Genomic DNA, 19,309 nt, shown 5'->3' with positions numbered 1-19,309 from the left:
ATCTATGACGACTAAATCAGTAACATCCATTATAGATGCTAATAAAAAGTATCAATACGTAGATAATGGAGACCCCATGAGAGGGGGGATGAAAGATGTTTATTTTAGTCCAAATAAATTATATGTTGTAGCTATTTATAGAGATAAACAGGACTATAATTCTATAGAAAGACTAAAGAAAATTGTAACAACATATTTCGATAATTTTTTTAATCGAGAAGGTGGGGATTATTATAAAGAATTGTATTCATGGCCAACAGATGTTATTTCTGAAAATGGTAGAACAGGTATTATTGTACCCTGTTATTCTAAAAATTTTTTCTTTTCAAAAGGATATGAAAATATAGATTTATTAAAAGGAAAAGAGAAAGAAGGGAAATGGTTTGCGAGTGCAAAATTTAGATCTAAAACCTCTAAATTAAAAATAGATAAATCTGAATTGGGCAACTGGTTAAGTTATTTTCAAGTGGGTGTAAATATAGCTAGAGGAGTTAAGAGACTTCACTCTGCTGGTTTAGCGCATTCAGATTTGTCCTATAAAAATGTTTTAATTGACCCTGTTACTAAAACAGCAGCGATAATTGATATTGATGGGTTAGTAGTTCCAGGATTATTTCCGCCAGATGTTATTGGTACCGCAGATTTTATAGCCCCAGAAGTCGTAGCCACAAAACATTTAAGTGTAAAAGATCCAAATAGGAATTTACCCAATAGATTAACAGATTTGCATGCTTTAGCAGTTCTTATTTATATGTACTTGTTTTACAGACACCCTTTAAGGGGAGGTAAATATTTTGGACCAATTGAGGCAGATGAAGAAGAAGACCTATTAATGGGTAGTAAGGCACTATTTATAGAACATCCTTCTGATGATAGCAACAGGAACTTAAAAAGAGAATATGGCGATAATGTCAAAAATTTTCTCCCTTGGACAGATTTAAATGCTACGCCTTATACAATTGCAGGTCCTTGCCTAAAGGCGTTATTTGAGCAAGCATTTATAAAAGGACTAACGGAACCTAGAGAAAGGCCTTTGGCAGAAAGTTGGGAACAAGCTTTAATTAAAACGGATGATTTAAAGCTTAAATGCAGCAATTCAAGTTGTGATCAGCAATGGTTTATTTTTGATAATTCTAAAGTTACAAAATGTCCTTTTTGTAATACAAAGTATGAAGCCTCTATACCTGTTTTAGATTTATTTTATCAATTTAAACCAGATGTGTGGAAGCCAGAAAATCAGCGTTTGGTAGTTTATAATAATACTACCTTACATCAATGGCATGTAAATAGAAATGTAATCCGTAACGAAAAGCTTACTGCTCAAAATAAAAAAAGATTGGGTTATTTTGCTTTCCATAACAATCAATGGATATTAATAAACGAAGCAATGCCTTCTCTTAAAGATTTAACGAATGATAAGGTTATTCCTACAGGTCAATTCGTAGCGCTAAAAGAAGGGAATAAACTTTTACTATCATCCGACGAAGGAAGTAGAGTAGCAACCATAACAATAACTAATTTATAACCAATTTACTATGATTTTAATTTCAATTTTATTAATCGCACTCTGTTGTGTAATAATATGGCGCGCTAGTGATGGTTTTGAAGCCGCCTCAGAATATCTAGGTAGAAACTTGAGCGAGGGTGTTCGAGGAGCTACTATAAATGCCATAGGTTCATCAATGCCTGAATTGTTTACAACATTATTTTTTCTATTTGTATTAAAGGATAAAGATGGTTTTGCTGGGGGTATTGGTACCACTGCTGGTAGTGCAATTTTTAACGGAATGATAATTCCTGCTGTTGTGATTTTAGTCGTTGTTTTAAAGGGTATTACTTCACATGTAGAAGTTTCTAAGAAAGTATTACTAAGAGATGGTATCTCATTATTGATATGTGAATTTATCTTGATCTTCGTTGTTGGAGGAGAGACCTTAAATTGGACACATGGTTTAGTTTTAATGGGGATGTATGCTATTTACTCCATTTACATGTTAACATCTATGAAAAATGTAGCTGTGGGTGCAGATGAGGAAGAGGAAGAAGAAGAGGATGAAGAAGAGGAAGAAAATAAAGAGTCTGGATTCTTAAAGAATTTCTTCACTTTAGATCTAGAACCTATCTTTATAAAAGGAGCTATAACAAGTAAAAGTGCTTGGTCTTTATTAGTATTTGCAATGTTAATTATTGGTTCAGCTTGTATGTTATTAGTAAAAGCATGTGAGTGGTTAGGAGATGAATTGAATATACCAATCTATTTCATAGCCGTAATTTTAGCAAGTGCAGCAACTAGTGTTCCAGATACAATTTTATCTATGAAGGATGCAAAAAAAGGTAATTATGATGATGCTGTATCCAATGCATTAGGAAGTAATATATTTGATGTTTGTTTTGCTTTAGGATTGCCTTTGTTTTTATTTACACTCATATATGGCCCTATTCAAATGAGTGCAGAAACAGTAGTAAATATATCTGAGTTGCGTATTTTATTATTTATTTTAACTTTTATTGCTTTTATAATTTATATAGCAAAAAGAAAAATGGGTGTTTTAAGTGCAGTACTTCTATTGAGTATTTACTTATTATTTACGTTATATATCTTAGGAAGATCCCTAGATTCTGATATAGCTACAGAAATTAGCCTGTGGTTACAATCTATTAATGAATTTGTTAATCAGTTTAGATTCTGGACTTAAAATACAGATGAAATAAATACAATCTTTAAACATTAGTATATTTATGTGATGTCTACATATGATAAAGAACAATTTAACGTTCTTTATCGTGCAGTAGCATATAATTTGATACATCAGTACATGAATAATAATACAGAAGAACATAAACGTCTCGAAGCAAACTATTCGGAAGAAAAAGATTGGATGCAATGGGGTTCTTATGTGAGTGAACGTCAATGGGGTACCGTTAGAGAAGACTATAGTACAAATGGAGATGCTTGGAACTATTTTCCTCATGAACACGCTAGAAGTAGAGTGTACAGGTGGGGAGAAGATGGTATTGCGGGTATTTCAGATCGCTATTGTAATATCTGTTTTGGGGTAAGCATGTGGAACGGGAAAGATGCTATTATAAAAGAGCGGCTATTTGGTTTAACAGGCCCACAAGGAAACCATGGGGAAGATGTAAAGGAACTGTATTATTACCTTGAAAATACACCTACGCATTCGTACATGAAGCAACTGTACAAATATCCTCAGAATGAATTTCCGTATGCAAAATTGGTGGAAGAAAATGCAAAAAGGAATAGAACCCAATTAGAGTATCAACTATTAGATACAGGTGTCTTTGATAACAATGAATATTTTGATGTTTTTACAGAGTATGCCAAGGCAGATAATGAAGATATATTAATAAAAATTACCGTAAATAATAAGAGTAAGAAAGCTGCTCCTTTACACTTGTTACCCACCTTATGGATTCGTAATTATTGGGATTTTAAGGAAATGCCTAAAAAACCAAAAATTGAAAAACAAACACAGAATGGTGCTCCTTTCGTAAAGGTAGAGCATTGTTATGTGGGTAATTATAATTTGTATTTTGAAGAAGCTGCAGAATTACTTTTTACAGAGAATGAAACCAACATGGAAAGCGTTTATTTAGCAAAAAACGACCATCCTTATAAAAAAGATTTATTCCATAAAGCAGTTACTTCAAATGATTATAAAGTAGCTACAAAGCGTACTGAAGGCACTAAGTTTTCACCCTTATATAAGCTAAATTTAAAAGGAGGAGAATCTAAAGTTATCAAACTTCGCTTTACAAAAGAGGCACTTGAAAACCCTTTTAATGCAGATTTTGATACTCTTTTTGATGCAAGAGTAGCAGAGTGCGAAGATTTTTACACCGCCACTATCGGTGAGGTAAAACATAAAGAAATTCAAAAGCAAGCCTTAGCGGGGATGTTGTGGTCTAAAAACTATTATAATTATGATGTAGAGCAATGGTTGTTGGGAGATTCTAAGGCCTCTGTTCCTGCAATAGAAAGATTGTCTGGTAGAAACAATTCTTGGAAAACATTACGTAACCATGATATTATGCTCATGCCAGATGCTTGGGAATACCCCTGGTATGCAGCTTGGGATTCTGCTTTTCATTGTGTAACCATGGCACTTGTAGATAGTAATTTTGCTAAAGAGCAGTTGCTGTTATTTACCAAAGAATGGTATATGGCTCCTAACGGTCAGATTCCTGCATATGAATGGAATTTTAGTGATGTTAATCCGCCGGTACAAGCATGGGCAACTTTAAATGTATATAAAACGGATAAAGAGAAAACAGGCAAAGGCGATCTACGTTTTTTAAAGAAAATGTTTAATAAACTGGCTTTGAATTTTACCTGGTGGGTAAACCAGATAGATGGCAGTCAGAATAACGTTTTTGAAGGCGGGTTCTTAGGGCTCGATAATATTGGGGTTTTTGATCGTAGTCATGGTGTGCCTGGTGGTGGTACATTAGAACAAGTAGATGGTACCTCATGGATGGCACTCTACTGTTTAAATATGTTAGAGATAAGTTTAGAGTTGGCATTACATGACGATTCTTATGATGATATGGCGATTAAATATTTTGGTCATTTTGTTTTTATCGCAGAAGCATTAAATAAATTGAGCCTTGAAAAAGAAGGTATTTGGGATGAAGAAGAAGGCTTTTTCTATGATAAGTTAATTTTCCCTAATGGTAAATCTGCTTCTATAAAAATACGTTCTATTGCAGGGATGTTATCTATTGCAGCAGTGCTTTGCATCCGAAAAGAAACCTTAGAAAAACTTCCTAAATTTAATCATGCGGTGCAGTGGTTTAAAAATCACCGGATGAAAACGCTAAAGTATCCTGTGGTTCAAGAATATGCAGATGGTGATGATTTGTTACTTTCATTAGTGCCAAAAGATCGTCTAAAACGCTTGGTAAACGTATTGTTAGATGAGAAAGAATTTTTGAGTCCTCACGGGATTAGATCCTTATCTAAAATACACGAAACTCCTTATAATGTAGATATTAACGGTGTTAATTACAGCATTAACTACGAGCCAAATGAGTCTACCACATCGCTATTTGGTGGTAATTCTAACTGGAGAGGTCCTGTTTGGTTTCCAATGAATTATTTATTTATTCAAGCATTAAAAGAGTATCACAATTATGGAGGGGAATGCTTAAAATTTGAATACCCTGCTGGGAGTAAAAACCAGATGACTTTAAAGGAGATAAGTATTGAAATAAGTAAAAGATTAATTTCAATTTTTGAGAAAGATAAAGATGATAACCGTATTGTTCATGCACTGCATAAAGAGTTTTATGCCAGAGAAGACTTTAAAGATTTAATTCTTTTTTATGAATATTTTGATGGTGATAATGGTAGAGGCGTAGGTGCATCGCATCAAACGGGCTGGACCTCTTTAGTGGCTAATTTAATAGATGAAATAAATCAGAAATAATAACATCAATGCCATATTCAATTGCTTGGTTACTCCCTATGCTTTTTTTTGGGTATATGATTTGGAGGATTTGGATAAAGAAAAAGAATTTTAAACTCAAAATTTTTCCTGATGTATGGAAAAAAATATTGAATGAAAAAGTTCAATTTTATAGCGAATTAGACCCCGCTAACAAGTTAAAATTTGAAGCCGATGTACTTTATTTTTTAAATACGGTGACTATAACAGGGGTGAAAATTAAAATTGAAGAAAGTGATCGTTTGTTGGTTGCTTCTAGTGCTGTTATTCCGCTTTTTGGTTTTCCAGAATTGCGGTATAGGAATATTAATGAAGTGCTATTATATAAAGACTCTTTTAATGAAGACCACCAAACTGAGGGAGAGAAACGCAACATTTTAGGCAAAGTTGGTTCTGGTGATATGAACCGGTTAATGATTCTTTCTTTGCCGGCATTGCGTGCAGGTTTTGCTATTAAGGACAGTAAAAATAATGTGGGAATCCATGAGTTTGTTCACCTGATTGATAAGGCAGATGGTGCCGTAGACGGTATTCCAGAAAGCATTATGAGCCAACAGTATGTGCTCCCATGGTTGAATCTAATGCATCAAGAAATTGAAAAAATTAAAGAAAATGACTCTGATATAAACCCTTATGGTGCTACCAGTCAGATAGAATTTTTGAGTGTAGTAAGTGAGTACTTCTTTAATCAACCTGAAAAATTCAAAGAAAAGCATCCTGAATTATATGGCTTGTTAGCCAAAATATTTGCACAAGATAGTGCGTAGTCTTATTTTTTAGAAATAGGAGTGGCAATGGTTTCTATAGTTTGAATTTTTGCCCCGTTCAAAATGTTTTCGTACAAAAATTTAGTGATAATATCTTCGTAATTGTAACCCCATTGTGCCCAATTATGGCCGCCATCTAAATCTACATGGAGTGAAAAGGATTGGTTGAGATCTTTTAGCTTTTGAGTAATGATTTTAGGGCCATCAAGCAATACATAACCATCAGAACGTACTTCACAGTCATGATGGGCAGCTAGAGCATAAGGGACTCTGGTGTCTAATTTGCCATGAAAAAATAACATAGGAACTGCATTTTCTTTGGTCAAATAGTCATTGTTTAAAGTGGCACCAGCAAAACTCACAATACCTTTAATCTTTGCATCGCTATAATAAATAGTTTTAAATAAATAATGATTTCTCATAATAACAGCATTTAAAACCATTTCTGCACCTGCACTACTCCCAATAAGAATTACATTATTTGGGTCTATATTAAAGCTTTTAGAATAATTGGTTAAATACCAGATAGATTTATTTAGGTCTGCAACAGTTTCTAAATAGGTTTTCATTTTTAGAGAAGTGCGGCAATCACATCCAAAAGATTTTTTTCTTAAAGATAGGCGGTAGTCAATAGATGCCACAGCATATCCTTTTTTTGCTAGGGCCTTACTCAAACCTTTTTCATCACCACCATTTCTTTGGCCTGCAACAAACCCACCACCATGTACTAGAATAACAAGCGGTTTTAATTGCTCACGGTCTTTTTTAACATCATAAAAATCTAACTTTAATGTATCTGCATACACAAGCGTTCGTGATCTAACGTCAGAAAATATATCGTCTTTATACCTTGTCTGGCTAAAACTGAGACTAAAGCCAAATAGAAAAATAAGTAAAGCAGTAAAGTATGTCTTCATTTTTATAAAAGAGGCAAAGATAAATACTATTACAGGAAGCTTGACAATAAGATTAAAAGAAAAGGTTATTTTTAAGAACGATAAACGCATGATTATGAAAACCTTTGTTAGTAATATCTCTCAAAAAGAATTCCCGATTAACGAAAAATTTGTTGGCGGAACAATTAGGAAATCAATTTTTGATATTATTATAAAGGATTATCCTTCATTTACAAAGGAAAGTTTTTTAGCATTATCTGAACTTAATATTTATAGACAAAAGTATTTATCAAATTATTTAATCAAAGAGGTAGGGGAGCTCTCTAGTTTAGAAAATGATGTTTTGGAAACTATTGCTAATAATGAGATGATTACTACCAAAAGTACTGCTGAGGATAGTGCAGATTATTCAGTAGGTCAGCGTTTGGCAGACCGTGTTGCGGCATTTGGTGGTAGTTGGAAATTCATAATTATTTTTGGTTTATTTATTGCAATATGGATTACGTCTAATATTGTTTTTCTTCTTAATAAGGGTTTTGATCCTTATCCTTTTATTTTACTAAATTTAATACTTTCATGTCTAGCTGCATTGCAAGCGCCGGTAATTATGATGAGCCAAAATAGGCAAGAAGAAAAAGACCGCGAAAGGAGCCAACAAGATTATATGATTAATTTAAAAGCAGAGTTAGAGATTAGGACATTGCATGAGAAAATAGATCATTTAATTATACACCAACAGCAAGAACTTTTAACTATTCAGCAAGTGCAAGTAGAAATGTTGGAAGACATCATGAAACAGTTAAATTTAAAGTCAAAATGAAAGAAACTACGATAGGAATAGCGCTTTCTGGAGGCGGTGCAAGAGCAGCGGCTCATATTGGTGTGTTGCAGGCATTGAATGAAAACGGAATTTTCCCAACACACATTTCGGGTGCGAGTGGTGGATCTGTTATTGGTGCATTGTATTGTTCGGGTTATGCTCCATTAGAAATTTTAGATTTAACCAAAACAGCTTCTTTTCTGCACATTTTTAAATTAGGATTAGGGTTTAAGTCTATTCGAGATATGTCTCGCTTAAAAGAATTTCTTTATTATCATATAAAGCATGATTTTAATGAATTACCCATACCGCTGTTTTTATCGGCTACTAATTTAGATTCTGGATTAAATGAAATTATGTGTGGAGGAAAATTAATACCTGCAATCATGGCTTCTTGTGCTATCCCATTAGTCTTTAAACCAGTTGTTTTTAATGGCAATACATATGTTGATGGTGGTGTTTTGAATAACCTGCCGGTAGATGTTCTTAGAGAAAAGAGTGCATTTGTTCTTGGTTCTAACGTTAGTGGCTTAGAAAAAGGAAAGAAGATAAATAGCCGATTAGAAATTGCACACCGTTGTCTTCAATTAGCTATCAGTACAAATGTAGCCCCTAGACTTAAAATGTGTGACCATGCCATAGAGATAGAAGATGCCTTCCATTTTGGTGTTTTTGATATTCAGAAAACCCAAGAGCTTTTTGATATTGGGTATACCGCTACTGTAAATGAAATGGAGGCTATTAAATTAAAATTAGCGGCAAAGTGTTAATTTTAAATTTTTAGATATTTATTTTTTAATCAATATTGAACTTCTATGATTTTTTCAGTTAATTGATATCCTCCAAAAACACCAACTCCATTTTTACCATCTATATTATCTGGAGCAATACTGTATTCAATAAAAGGATTACCGTCCGAGTCGTCATTTAAATAGGAAGCTCTTAAGTTTTGATAAATTACTTCTTCAACATTTGCTACCTGTAAGGTTAGTTTAACAGAAGTTCCTTCTTCTAAAGACCCTGTATACGCAGACGTCTTATCATTTAAAGTGGCGCCATCTCCGATAGCATCAGTAAGAAAGCCGCCAGTTTCAAATTGTAGTGAGCCTTGATACGTTTCTTCTTCAAATGTCTCTTCGTATTTGGCACCAACAATATAAAAATTAGTAGTACCCACTATATCTTTAAAGCTTATATCTATATCGGTGTAGACGCCGTATTCATCACGATCTACAACCAGGTTTTCTAGAATAGTAGCTACTTTTTTAGGAATTTTACAACTTGAGGTATAGGTTTCTCCTTGTGTAATTACTTCCAAAAAATATTGACTTCCCTCTGTTATTTTAAGATTTTCTGCATTGGTAGAATACGTAGAATTTTCATTAGAATATAGAAGCTGTACAGCGTTTCCTTCAACATCAGCTATGCTTACTATAGCGTCTTCAATAATAAAAGAGCTGTAGTTTTCCGTGTCATCATAGCTTAATGGTGTGCCTATAGCCGGTAGTGCTTTAGAAACGCTTACGGTTAAAAGAGTATCTGTAGGAGATATATAACTTAAAATATACACTTTTTCTTCTGCATCTAATAACTTATCAGCATCTACAACTTTTTGACATCCCGAGAATACGATTAAAATAAGAAACAGTATGGTGGTTAATGTTTTCATGAACTTAGAATTTTAGGTTGTAATTTATAGAAGGTATGAGCATAAGTACAGAGGTTCTAGTTAACTCTTTTTCTAATGTGGCATTCTTGTCATTGTAATCGTAATATTTATCATCGAGAGTGTAGATAAACGGATTTTGTCTAGAGTAGGCATTGTATAATGAGATTCCCCAAGTACGCACTTTGTTGTTCTTTTTCTTTTTATGAAATTGAATTCCTAAATCTAATCTGTGGGTAGTTTCTCCTCTAAAATTATTTCTTCCTGAACTAAATTCTTCATTTCCATTATAGTAGTTGTAATTCGTATTGATGGGGAAATTCCCTAGATTGTTCAAACGTTGTAAATTAGGAAGTGTATAGTTATTACCTGTAGATAATACCCAAGTTCCAGATAATGTTATTTTTTCGCTAGGCTTATAAATACCTACTAATGATATATCATGTCTGCGATCATAGCGATCAAAGAATTTCTTTCCTAAGTTTAGTTCATCAAATTGTCTTTCAGACCAGGAAAGTGTATAGCCCAACCAACCCGTTAAAGGTCCTGATTGTTTTCTAAAAAGAAGTTCTGTACCATAGGCCCACCCTTGACCTGTGGTTATATTTTCTTCCCAATTTATATTTTTCCCACTTTCTAAATTGTCGAGGGCTAAAAATGAAGCCCCTTCTTTATAAGAAATTACATTATCTAATTTTTTATAGTAGGCTTCAGCAGAGAATGAATACTCTTTTTCTTGAAAATCTTTTGCTATTCCAATAGCATATTGTTCTGAGCTTTGAGGCTTCACATTATCGGTAGAAGAAACCCATAAATCTGTTGGTAAACCGATGCCGGAACTTGATAACAAATGAATATATTGATTCATTTTAGAATAAGATGCTTTGAAGGCTAAATCTGGTCTTAAATTATACGACAAGGCAATGCGAGGTTCAAAATTTAAATAATTCTCTGCTTTATAGTTAAAGTAACTGGCCCTGAAACCAGGAGAAAAATTAAGCTTATCGGTAACCTTCCAATCATCTTCTAGATATACTGCACCTTCAAAAGAATTGAGCTCTTGTGTTTTGTTAATAGAACCACTGTAGGGATCTTTAATTACAACTCTTTGAGGAGTAAAATTATGTCTTGTTGCAATAGCTCCAAATTTTACACTGTGTTTGTTATTTGGGTAGTAATCAAAATCTGTTTTTATAGAATAATCATCAATACCAGAGCTTGTATTAAATAAGTAGTTGTCATCATACTCATCAATTTTTAAATCTTTATTGTCAATATTAATTTTGAATTCGTAGTTACTAAAAATAAGGGAAGTATTCGCAAATAGTTTATTGCTAAATTGATGATTCCAGCGTAATGTTGAGGTAATATTCCCCCAAGCAAGGTTTGTTTTTTCTTTAGCTGTTGCATCAAGATATCTGCTGTAAAATTTATCTTTTCCGTAGTAATTACTCCAATACAGTTTATCTTTTGAACTAAAGATATGATGTATTTTAAAGTTTAAATCTGTAAAAAAATAACCGCCATTTTCATCTTTATCAAGAAAAGGTTGTACAATTAAATCTGCATAAGTACGTCTTCCGCTCATGATAAAGGATGTCTTCCCTTTATTAATTGGCCCTTCAAGTACCACGGATGATGAAACTAATCCAATATTTATATTTCCAGAGAGTTTTTCTTTATTGCCATCTTTCATGCCTATATTGATGACAGAAGATAATCTGCCGCCATAACGGGCAGGAAAACCACCCTTAAAAGCTTCAACAGACTTTACAGCATCTCCGTTAAAAACGGAAAAGAAACCAAACAAGTGATTAGAATTATACACAACAGCATCATCAAGAATTATTAAGTTTTGATCTGGTGTACCTCCGCGTACATGAAATCCGGAACTACCTTCTGACCCTCCTTGAATACCGGGTAAGAGTTGTAAGGTCTTTAAAACGTCTTTTTCACCGAGTAATGCTGGAAGATCTTGCACATCCATAGGGTTAAGACGAACAGCGCTCATTTGAGTTACTTTACTTTCTTTAACATTCTGGTCTGCTATAACCACAACTTCAGATAAGGCTTCAGACGATGCTATTAAATTTACGAATACTTCTAAGTCAGCATTCAGATCAATTTCTTTAACCTGTGAGGTAAAGCCTATGTAAGAGAAGACTACACTATGTTTTCCTTTAGGGACCGTAAATGAAAAGAAACCATATTCATTTGTGATGGTACCCACTTTTAATTCTGGAATATAAACAGAGACTCCAAATAAATTTTCACCACTGCCCTGTTCTTTTATATAACCACTTACCGTATATTTTTCTGCCTGATTAGCAGTAGATTTTTTGTGATTGAAATTTCGTTTTTCTTTAGCGGTTACGCTGTTCGAAATAATTAGAATAACGAATACGGAGTAGAGTAGTTTTGTTTTCAAGTAGCGCTAGTTGTATCCAATTACTTGGATGTGGTTAGTTTTACAAAACTTATCGTTTTTAATAAACGCTAAGAGCTATGCGTCAGCAATTAAGGTTTATTTTCTAAGTTTTCTTGTTAAACAGAACACAAATACTCTTTTTTAGGCCATAATTTAACTTTGATTTAATGTTTAGCCTGTTTTTTGTAGAAATAAATTTATTTACTATTATGATTAGCCTGTCATGGCTGATGGCTCAAAATAATAACTACTGGCTTTTAAAGCTTAGGATTTGGGTAGTGGTTAGCTTGATCTTCCAAGGATTGATCCATGCAAATAAAGTCTTTTTCAATAAGGATACTGATAGCATCGCCTGCTGAGGTGGTGTGTACATTTTCAAAACCTACAGTATCATTGGTAGCCCAATCTGTAGTGTCTACTTTAGGAAAATATAAGGTGATGATATTATTGGTGTAATCTGCCTCTAGTTGTGAGATTCCTTCTTTAGCTACTAATTCATACGAAAATGGAGTGGATGCAAACGCTATTTTCTCACTTAAAAAACCTGTAGAACAAAAGGTTTCTACATCACTCTTTGTAAGTCTATATCTTATGGTATTTCCTTTAATTCTAATTTTCATTTGTGGTAATTTATGAGACTAAATGTACGTCTTTTTCTGGTGCAATAGTTTTGTAATTAAGAGTAACTCGCGTACCTTCTCCTGGAATTGAATTAATAAATAAACGGCCATTGATATAGCTAATCCGCTCTCTCATGTAAAAAAGCCCCATACCCCCCTCACTGTTGTTTTTAGGCATTTTATCCAGGATGGTTTCATCAAAGCCTTTACCGTCATCATCTATAACAATACTCAGAATATTGTCTGTGTATTTTATACTTAATAAGATGTAATTGGCTTCGGCATATTTTATGGCATTATTTACAGCCTCCTGCGCTACGCGATAGATGTTGGTTTCTGCAAGCGAATCAAAACGTATAAATTTTTCTGTTTGATTATCAAATAGAATGTTTTTACCCGTTAATTTAGCTAATTCAGAAGTCATTTTATGTAAAGCAGGAATGATACCATGATCTTTTAATTCGGGTGGGGTCAAATTAAAAGTGGCTGTTCTAACCCCTTTTATTAAATCTGAACATAGAGTTTTTAAATAGGCGATTTTTTCTGCTGTCTTATCTTTATTATCTAGGTTAATAGATTCTATATTGAATTTTAGCGCAGTTAACATCTGGCCAATTCCATCGTGGATGTCTTTAGCAATTCGTTTCCGTTCTTCTTCTTGCCCTTCAACAATCTGACTCGCTTGTACCTTTTTTTGAAGTATTTTATCTTCAAAATTTTGTTTGATAAGCTGCTCAACTTTTTCTTGGTTTTGCTTGCGCTCCGTAATGTCAGAACAAAGAATAAGGACGTTTTGTTTTTTACTAGATTGATGTAGTGGTATGATAGACATGTCTAACCAGATACTTTCTCCCTTTCTGGTTTCTACATTAATTTCTTCAGATCTAATGGTCTTTCGGTTACTTTTTAGAACTTCTTTTAAGTATTGCTGTTGGCCTTCATTCGTGGTAAGAAGTTCAGATAATGGCTTAGATAAATCCTCATCACTACACCCTAGAAGTTCTTGGAATTTTTTACTGATAAATACCACGCTTCCATCATTTTTTGCGCTTGCAAATAAGGCGGCATTGTCTATAACAAAATTAAGTTCTTGTAATTCTTTAAGTGATTTTTCATTCTCCTGATACAGTTGCTGAATTTTATCGGTAGTAGCATCAGATTCCAACTGGTTTTTCATCAACCTAGAAATCGTATTTTTTATTTGAAGTGATAGTGGTTTAAAAATAAAGAGGATTTCTAGAAATAATATAAGTAACGAAAAGATAAGCAGAAGGTATTCTTTGAATTTTAAATTTTCTAGTTGTGTTTTACTTCTATTATCATATTCATTAACAATAACATCCATCAACCTTAAAAAAGTACGTTCGTTATCAAGAAGTGTTTGAATGTTTTTTTGCGTAGTTGCAGAAGGGCTTAGCGCTAGTTTTTCTTCCGCTGCGATAACTTGTTGTGCAGCCGTAATCATACCACTATGATGCGGCGTTATTTTTTTAAATAAGGCTAGAATATCTTGGTGAGTTTCTTTTTGGATTCCCATAGAATCATTCCCAAACTGTAAGGCTTCATGAGATATTTGCCAAGTAGCAATTGTCTTTTTTAATTCTGTTAAAATTTTTCTTTTATCAGAGCCTGGTTGGTTTAACAACAATGCTTCTTTCACTAGTTTTTGACTATAAGCACGCTGCCTACCCGCCACATTTATCACTCTAGAATCATCTAGTTGTGCATTTAAATGGACTTGTATTAAAATTTGAGCTACAATAATTGTCAGGGCAATTGCGGCTAGCGCAAGCAAATACCATTTCCGAATTCTCAAAAAGGTAGAAGCGTCTAGCGGTTGCTCAAATTTTGTTTTACTCATGTTTTTGCTACTTGTTTAAGTGCAATATAGAAAGGTCTAGCCTTGTAGGGCTTTGCCCACTAAGGTTAAAGAGTTTGCAGATAAGGGAAGTTTTAATGCCGCCTCTTGACCTTCTTTAGACATTTTACGCCATGTTTTTTGTAAAATATCAATCAGCTTTTCTTCTGAATATTTCTGGGCAAATGGTTCAAAGTAATATTCAAGAAATACCAAACAGATCACATCTTCTAAGATTTGGGTTTCTTCATTCTTTTTAAGTTGCTTTTTTTCTAATAGAAAAGCAACATTGTCAATGGTTTCTTGATCATAACCAATGCTTTCTAATAGTTCGCCAGCTTTCTTAGCATGAAACTTCTTTAGATCTTGGCGCCATGTGAGGTAGCCAGTTCTGTTCATTTCATAAGAATCACGGGCAATCTCCCATCTACAAATATGCTGGCATCTGGCAGTAAGTTGTAATACTTCTGATGCATTAGGAGCAAAAGAAGTTAACTTTTCAGTCATCCGGATCGCATAAAGCACTTCTTTAGCATATTCTTTTCCTTCAAAAATTTCTTTATTAGGATCTTGCTCGTTCGCTTTGTCAAAAAGTATAAAAGCTTTTTCTAATTTATCCGATGATGCCATAGTGTTCTTAGGTTTGCTCCAAAGCTATTCAGAAAAACCAATATACACAAAACCATCTTCTATTTTTACAGGATAAGTTGAAATGGCAGATAATGTACCGTTTAAATTTTCTCCAGTTTCTAACGAGAAGGTGTTTTTATGCAATGGACAAGCTACTTTTGGTGTGCCCATATCTTCGCCAATCATACCGCGAGATAATACCATTTCCATTTTATGAGGGCATAAGTTTTGGCACGCGTACCATTTGCCTTCTCGCGTAAAATTAAAAACAGCTATTTGTTTGTCATTGTACTTTACACAAGCACCTCCATTTTTGGGAAATTTTGTAACTGCAGCAGCTCTAAACCATACCGTTACATTTTCAAGTGAGGTTGTATTGTATTCTTTTAAAATGGAATCTATCATTTTTTAATATTTTTAGGGTTAAACATTAGGTAACTCTTTTTGGTTACGCCCAAGGAGCTGGCATTTTCTGTTCCCTTAAGGATACAAATTCAATATTCTCATCTGCTTCCGTAGAATTCACGAAGTGCGTGTATTTAGCTCTGATTTCTGGGTTTTCAACAGCCTCTTTCCACTCACATTTGTAGGTGTCTACCAAATGTTGCATTTCTATATCTAGTTGATCAACGATACCTAGACAATCATTAATTACTACATCTTTTACATAGTCAATACCACCTTCTAGTTTGTCTAACCACGCTGCAGTACGCATTAGTGGTTGTGCCGTTTGTATGTAATACATTAAAAAACGATCTACATATTTTATGGCGGTCTCTTTGTCTACTTTTTCAGCCAATAACAGTGCGTGTTTAGGAGTTGCACCGCCATTTCCGCCGATATAAATATTCCAACCACCTTCTACGGCGATAAAGCCAAAATCTTTGCCACGGGCTTCCGCACATTCGCGGATACATCCAGAAACACCACCTTTAAATTTATGTGGAGAGCGGATCCCTTTATACCTGTTTTCTATTTCTATAGCAAAGCTGATGCTTTCATCCATACCATACCTACACCATGTAGAACCTACGCAACTTTTTACCGTACGTAATGATTTTCCATAGGCTTGTCCAGTCTCAAAACCTTCGGCGATTAATTCTTCCCATATTAATGGTAATTCATGCAGTTTGGCGCCGAACATATCTATTCGTTGCCCGCCCGTAATTTTGGTATATAAATCATATTTCTGAGCAATTCTGCCCATAGCAATCATTTGTATAGGAGAAATTTCTCCACCAGCAACACGCGGTACTACAGAATAGGTTCCATTACGCTGTATGTTAGCCAAATACCTATCGTTAGTATCTTGTATCGTATCTTGTGCATTAGCTGTTTCGTTAAAAATACTTGCAAACAGGGAGGCTGCTAAAGGTTTGCAAACTTCACATCCATTTCCTTTTCCGTGAGTATCTAGTAATTCATCGTAATCTTGAATCTTCTTCATTTTTACGATATCATATAATTCTTGTCGCGAATAATCAAAGTGTTCACAAATACGTTCTTTAACTACTTTACCTAAAGATTTCAAGGTTTCGTTTACTAAGTCGGTCACCATAGGTTTACAGCCTCCGCAACCTGTAGTTGCTTTGGTGGCCTTAGCAACCTCCTTAACGGTTTCATTCCCATCATCTTTTACGGAACAACAAACTTGTCCTTTAGTCACCGCTTCACAAGAACATACTACGGCAGTATCTGGTAAATCCATAACGCTACCAAAGGATGCGGCGCCATCGCCTGCAGGAAGTATTAATTTTGATGGATCTGAAGGAATAGGCATGTCATTCAAATATATTTGATGTAACATACTATAATCCGTAGCATCACCTACTAATATTCCTCCTAAGAGTTTTTTACCATCAAGACTTACATTGATTCTCTTATATAGGTATTGCGTTTTGTTTTCAAATATTACGGAATGTCCTTTTGCAGCGGGCATAAAAGGCTCGCCAAAACTAGCAACATCAACCCCAATTAATTTTAGTTTGGTAGACATATCAATTTCAGCCGCCATTAGATTATCTGTTTTGCCTATAATCTGATCAACCGCTACAGCAGCCATTTCATAACCTGGAGCTACTAAACCATAAATCATTTGATTGTATAGTGCAATTTCACCGATAGCATATATATTTTCGTCCGAGGTTTGCATTTTATTATTAACGGTAATACCGCCACGCACTCCCATTTTTAGTCCGCTAGACTTCCCTAATTCGTCTCGAGGACGTATACCTGCAGAAATAACAAGCATTTCTACGTCTAAAACATCATCTTCACCAAATTCCATTCCTGTAATGGCTTCATCTCCTAGTATTTGATTGGTTGCTTTACTTAAATGAATATGTAAACCTATAGACTCTAGCTTTAGTTGTAGTACTTGACTACTTCTAGAATCTAATTGTCTCGGCATTAGTTTAGGAGCAAATTCAACGATATGTGGTTCTAAACCCATATCCATTACTGCCTTTCCTGCTTCTAAACCTAGAAGTCCGCCCCCTAAAACAGCAGCTTTAGCGTTAGGATTTTTAGCTTTTAATTTAGCAGCATACGATAACATACCTTCTAGATCTTCTATAGTTCGATATACAAAAACACCTTCTTTTTCTACGCCTTTAATGGGCGGTACAAAAGCAGATGAACCTGTAGCTAATACAAGATAGTCATAGGTAAATTCCCTGTTTTTTGCAGTAGTAATGGTTTTATCTGTTCTATTAATGTCAGAAACCCGTTCGTTTACCATGAGTGCTATGCCATTTTCTGCATACCATGCTGCAGGAGCCATTTCTAAAGCTTTCGCATCTTGGTTTTCAAAAAATTCACTTAAATGAACACGGTCATAGGCGGGTCTTGGTTCATCACCAAAAACAATAAGCTTATAATCTTTACTTGTTTCTTTGGCTACAAATTTTTCACAAAATTTATAACCTACCATTCCATTTCCTACTACGATTACGGTTTTCATACGTACGTCTTTATCATGTTATGAAGCAAAAGTACGTATAATTACGTATATTTTAAGTAATTTTATAAAAATAAATACGTAGGTTTGTTGTCATATTAATAATTCTTCACCTTTAAAATTAGAAATTATGATGTCTAGCAATAATCCAAGAGTTAGTTTAGTAGGTGCAGGTCCTGGTAGTAGTGACCTTATCACACGAAGAGGTTTTAAGGTTTTGCAGGAGGCATCAGTAATTCTATATGATGCTTTAATAAGTCAAGAATTACTTGATGAAATTGATGAGCATATTCCAAAAATATACGTAGGTAAACGTTGTGGGAAGCATTCTTTTACGCAAGAGGACATTAATAGGTTAATTGTAGAAAACGCCTATACCTACGGGCATGTGGTTCGTTTAAAAGGAGGAGATCCTTTTGTGTTTGGTAGAGCAAGTGAAGAAATAGAGTATGTAGCATCTTTTGGAATACCAGTAACCGTTATTCCAGGTATCAGTAGTGCTATTTCGGTCCCCGCTAGTCAAGGTATTCCTGTAACTCGAAGGGGAATTAGCAGTAGTTTTTGGGTAATGACAGCAACTAAAAAAGAGGGTTCTTTTTCTCAGGATCTTAAATTGGCAGCACAATCATCTGCAACCCTTGTTATATTAATGGGAGTACGTAAGTTTAATGAAATCGCTGCGGAAATAGCAAAATATAGAAAAGGCATCACTCCTTTTGCAATTATACAGAATGGCACCTTAGATAAAGAGGTTTGTATTACAGGTACCTTATGTACTAGAGAGGAGCGGTTGCATCAGATAAATACTTCATTACCAGGTATTATTGTTGTTGGCGATGTTGTGGCAGAACATCCTTCATTTTTTGAAGAAGAACTTCAGCGCGTTTTACACTCTAGTTTATAGTTCACTTAGTTTAATAGCCGATATAATCAGTATTTTGGTTCTGCCTTGATCCATTTGCTGATTATTATATCGGTGAATCACTTCATTTTTAGTGACTTAGTTAAATTCATAAGGGCTAATAAATATGAATTTTTCAATGCATACTTCTCTTTTTTTTCTTTTTACTAGAATTTCTGCATAAATTCTACCAGTTTGATAAAAATACGTACTTGTATACTTATAATGATCATATAGATACGTATAAATACGTATTTATACTTATTTTTGAATCGTAAGCAGATCAGTGTTTAACC

General features: G+C 34.2%; 15 protein-coding genes. 7 read left to right on the top strand and 8 right to left on the bottom strand.

Translation table 11 applies throughout. From position 1 onward, the window contains the following. Nucleotides 1-4 precede the first annotated feature (4 nt). From CELAL_RS06830 to CELAL_RS06815, 4 genes are all read left to right on the top strand, one after another. Nucleotides 5-1,525 (top strand): helix-hairpin-helix domain-containing protein, encoded by a 1,521-nt coding sequence (locus CELAL_RS06830; protein ID WP_013550174.1) that lies wholly within the window; start codon nucleotides 5-7, stop codon nucleotides 1,523-1,525. A gap of 10 nt (nucleotides 1,526-1,535) precedes the next feature. Then, nucleotides 1,536-2,696 carry a sodium:calcium antiporter gene (locus tag CELAL_RS06825; protein ID WP_013550173.1) on the top strand — a complete coding sequence of 387 codons (1,161 nt, stop codon included), beginning with the start codon at nucleotides 1,536-1,538 and terminating at the stop codon, nucleotides 2,694-2,696. A 120-nt stretch (nucleotides 2,697-2,816) separates the two neighbouring features. Further along, nucleotides 2,817-5,450, top strand: a complete 2,634-nt coding sequence (locus CELAL_RS06820) for an MGH1-like glycoside hydrolase domain-containing protein (RefSeq protein WP_041557993.1) — start codon at nucleotides 2,817-2,819, stop codon at nucleotides 5,448-5,450. Nucleotides 5,451-5,458: 8 nt separating this feature from the next. After that, entirely contained in the window at nucleotides 5,459-6,235 is a 777-nt protein-coding gene (locus CELAL_RS06815; RefSeq protein ID WP_013550171.1) for a M90 family metallopeptidase, read from the top strand. A 2-nt stretch (nucleotides 6,236-6,237) separates the two neighbouring features. Here CELAL_RS06815 and CELAL_RS06810 read toward each other — a convergent pair whose 3' ends face one another. Then, nucleotides 6,238-7,152, bottom strand: a complete 915-nt coding sequence (locus CELAL_RS06810) for an alpha/beta hydrolase (RefSeq protein ID WP_041557992.1) — start codon at nucleotides 7,150-7,152, stop codon at nucleotides 6,238-6,240. 94 nt (nucleotides 7,153-7,246) lie between these two features. Between CELAL_RS06810 and CELAL_RS06805 the strand changes: the two genes are divergently transcribed. Both CELAL_RS06805 and CELAL_RS06800 read left to right on the top strand, forming a co-directional pair. Further along, on the top strand, nucleotides 7,247-7,951 hold the full coding sequence (locus CELAL_RS06805; RefSeq protein ID WP_013550169.1) for a DUF1003 domain-containing protein: 705 nt from the start codon (nucleotides 7,247-7,249) through the stop codon (nucleotides 7,949-7,951). Continuing rightward, nucleotides 7,948-8,721, top strand: a complete 774-nt coding sequence (locus CELAL_RS06800; protein ID WP_013550168.1) for a patatin-like phospholipase family protein — start codon at nucleotides 7,948-7,950, stop codon at nucleotides 8,719-8,721. The genes CELAL_RS06805 and CELAL_RS06800 overlap by 4 nt, the downstream gene beginning before the upstream one ends. Nucleotides 8,722-8,750: 29 nt before the next feature. Here CELAL_RS06800 and CELAL_RS06795 read toward each other — a convergent pair whose 3' ends face one another. From CELAL_RS06795 to nirB, 7 genes are all read right to left on the bottom strand, one after another. Continuing rightward, the gene (locus CELAL_RS06795; protein WP_013550167.1) at nucleotides 8,751-9,620 is read right to left on the bottom strand and encodes a DUF4249 domain-containing protein; all 870 of its coding nucleotides are present in this window, start codon (nucleotides 9,618-9,620) and stop codon (nucleotides 8,751-8,753) included. A 4-nt stretch (nucleotides 9,621-9,624) separates the two neighbouring features. Next, complete coding sequence (locus CELAL_RS06790) at nucleotides 9,625-12,045, bottom strand: TonB-dependent receptor (protein WP_013550166.1); 2,421 nt, start codon at nucleotides 12,043-12,045, stop codon at nucleotides 9,625-9,627. 257 nt (nucleotides 12,046-12,302) lie between these two features. Then, complete coding sequence (locus CELAL_RS06785) at nucleotides 12,303-12,665, bottom strand: DUF7009 family protein (RefSeq protein WP_013550165.1); 363 nt, start codon at nucleotides 12,663-12,665, stop codon at nucleotides 12,303-12,305. 10 nt (nucleotides 12,666-12,675) lie between these two features. Beyond that, on the bottom strand, nucleotides 12,676-14,526 hold the full coding sequence (locus tag CELAL_RS06780; protein WP_013550164.1) for a sensor histidine kinase: 1,851 nt from the start codon (nucleotides 14,524-14,526) through the stop codon (nucleotides 12,676-12,678). 36 nt (nucleotides 14,527-14,562) lie between these two features. Beyond that, nucleotides 14,563-15,153: a DUF4202 domain-containing protein gene (locus tag CELAL_RS06775; RefSeq protein WP_013550163.1), complete on the bottom strand. Its 591-nt coding sequence runs from the start codon at nucleotides 15,151-15,153 to the stop codon at nucleotides 14,563-14,565. Between the two features lie 24 nt (nucleotides 15,154-15,177). Continuing rightward, a complete protein-coding gene (gene nirD, locus CELAL_RS06770; RefSeq protein WP_013550162.1) occupies nucleotides 15,178-15,558 on the bottom strand; it encodes a nitrite reductase small subunit NirD in 381 nt (126 codons plus the stop codon). Nucleotides 15,559-15,601: 43 nt separating this feature from the next. Beyond that, nucleotides 15,602-18,115 (bottom strand): nitrite reductase large subunit NirB, encoded by a 2,514-nt coding sequence (gene nirB, locus CELAL_RS06765; RefSeq protein ID WP_013550161.1) that lies wholly within the window; start codon nucleotides 18,113-18,115, stop codon nucleotides 15,602-15,604. A gap of 127 nt (nucleotides 18,116-18,242) precedes the next feature. On the opposite strand from nirB, the gene cobA reads away from it, so the two are divergent. Then, nucleotides 18,243-19,016 (top strand): uroporphyrinogen-III C-methyltransferase, encoded by a 774-nt coding sequence (gene cobA / locus CELAL_RS06760; protein WP_013550160.1) that lies wholly within the window; start codon nucleotides 18,243-18,245, stop codon nucleotides 19,014-19,016. Nucleotides 19,017-19,309: the final 293 nt, after the last annotated feature.

Origin of the sequence: Cellulophaga algicola DSM 14237 (genome assembly GCF_000186265.1) — a bacterium.
In the GTDB taxonomy this organism is placed as follows: domain Bacteria; phylum Bacteroidota; class Bacteroidia; order Flavobacteriales; family Flavobacteriaceae; genus Cellulophaga; species Cellulophaga algicola.
This window is presented reverse-complemented; position numbering and strand designations above follow the sequence as displayed.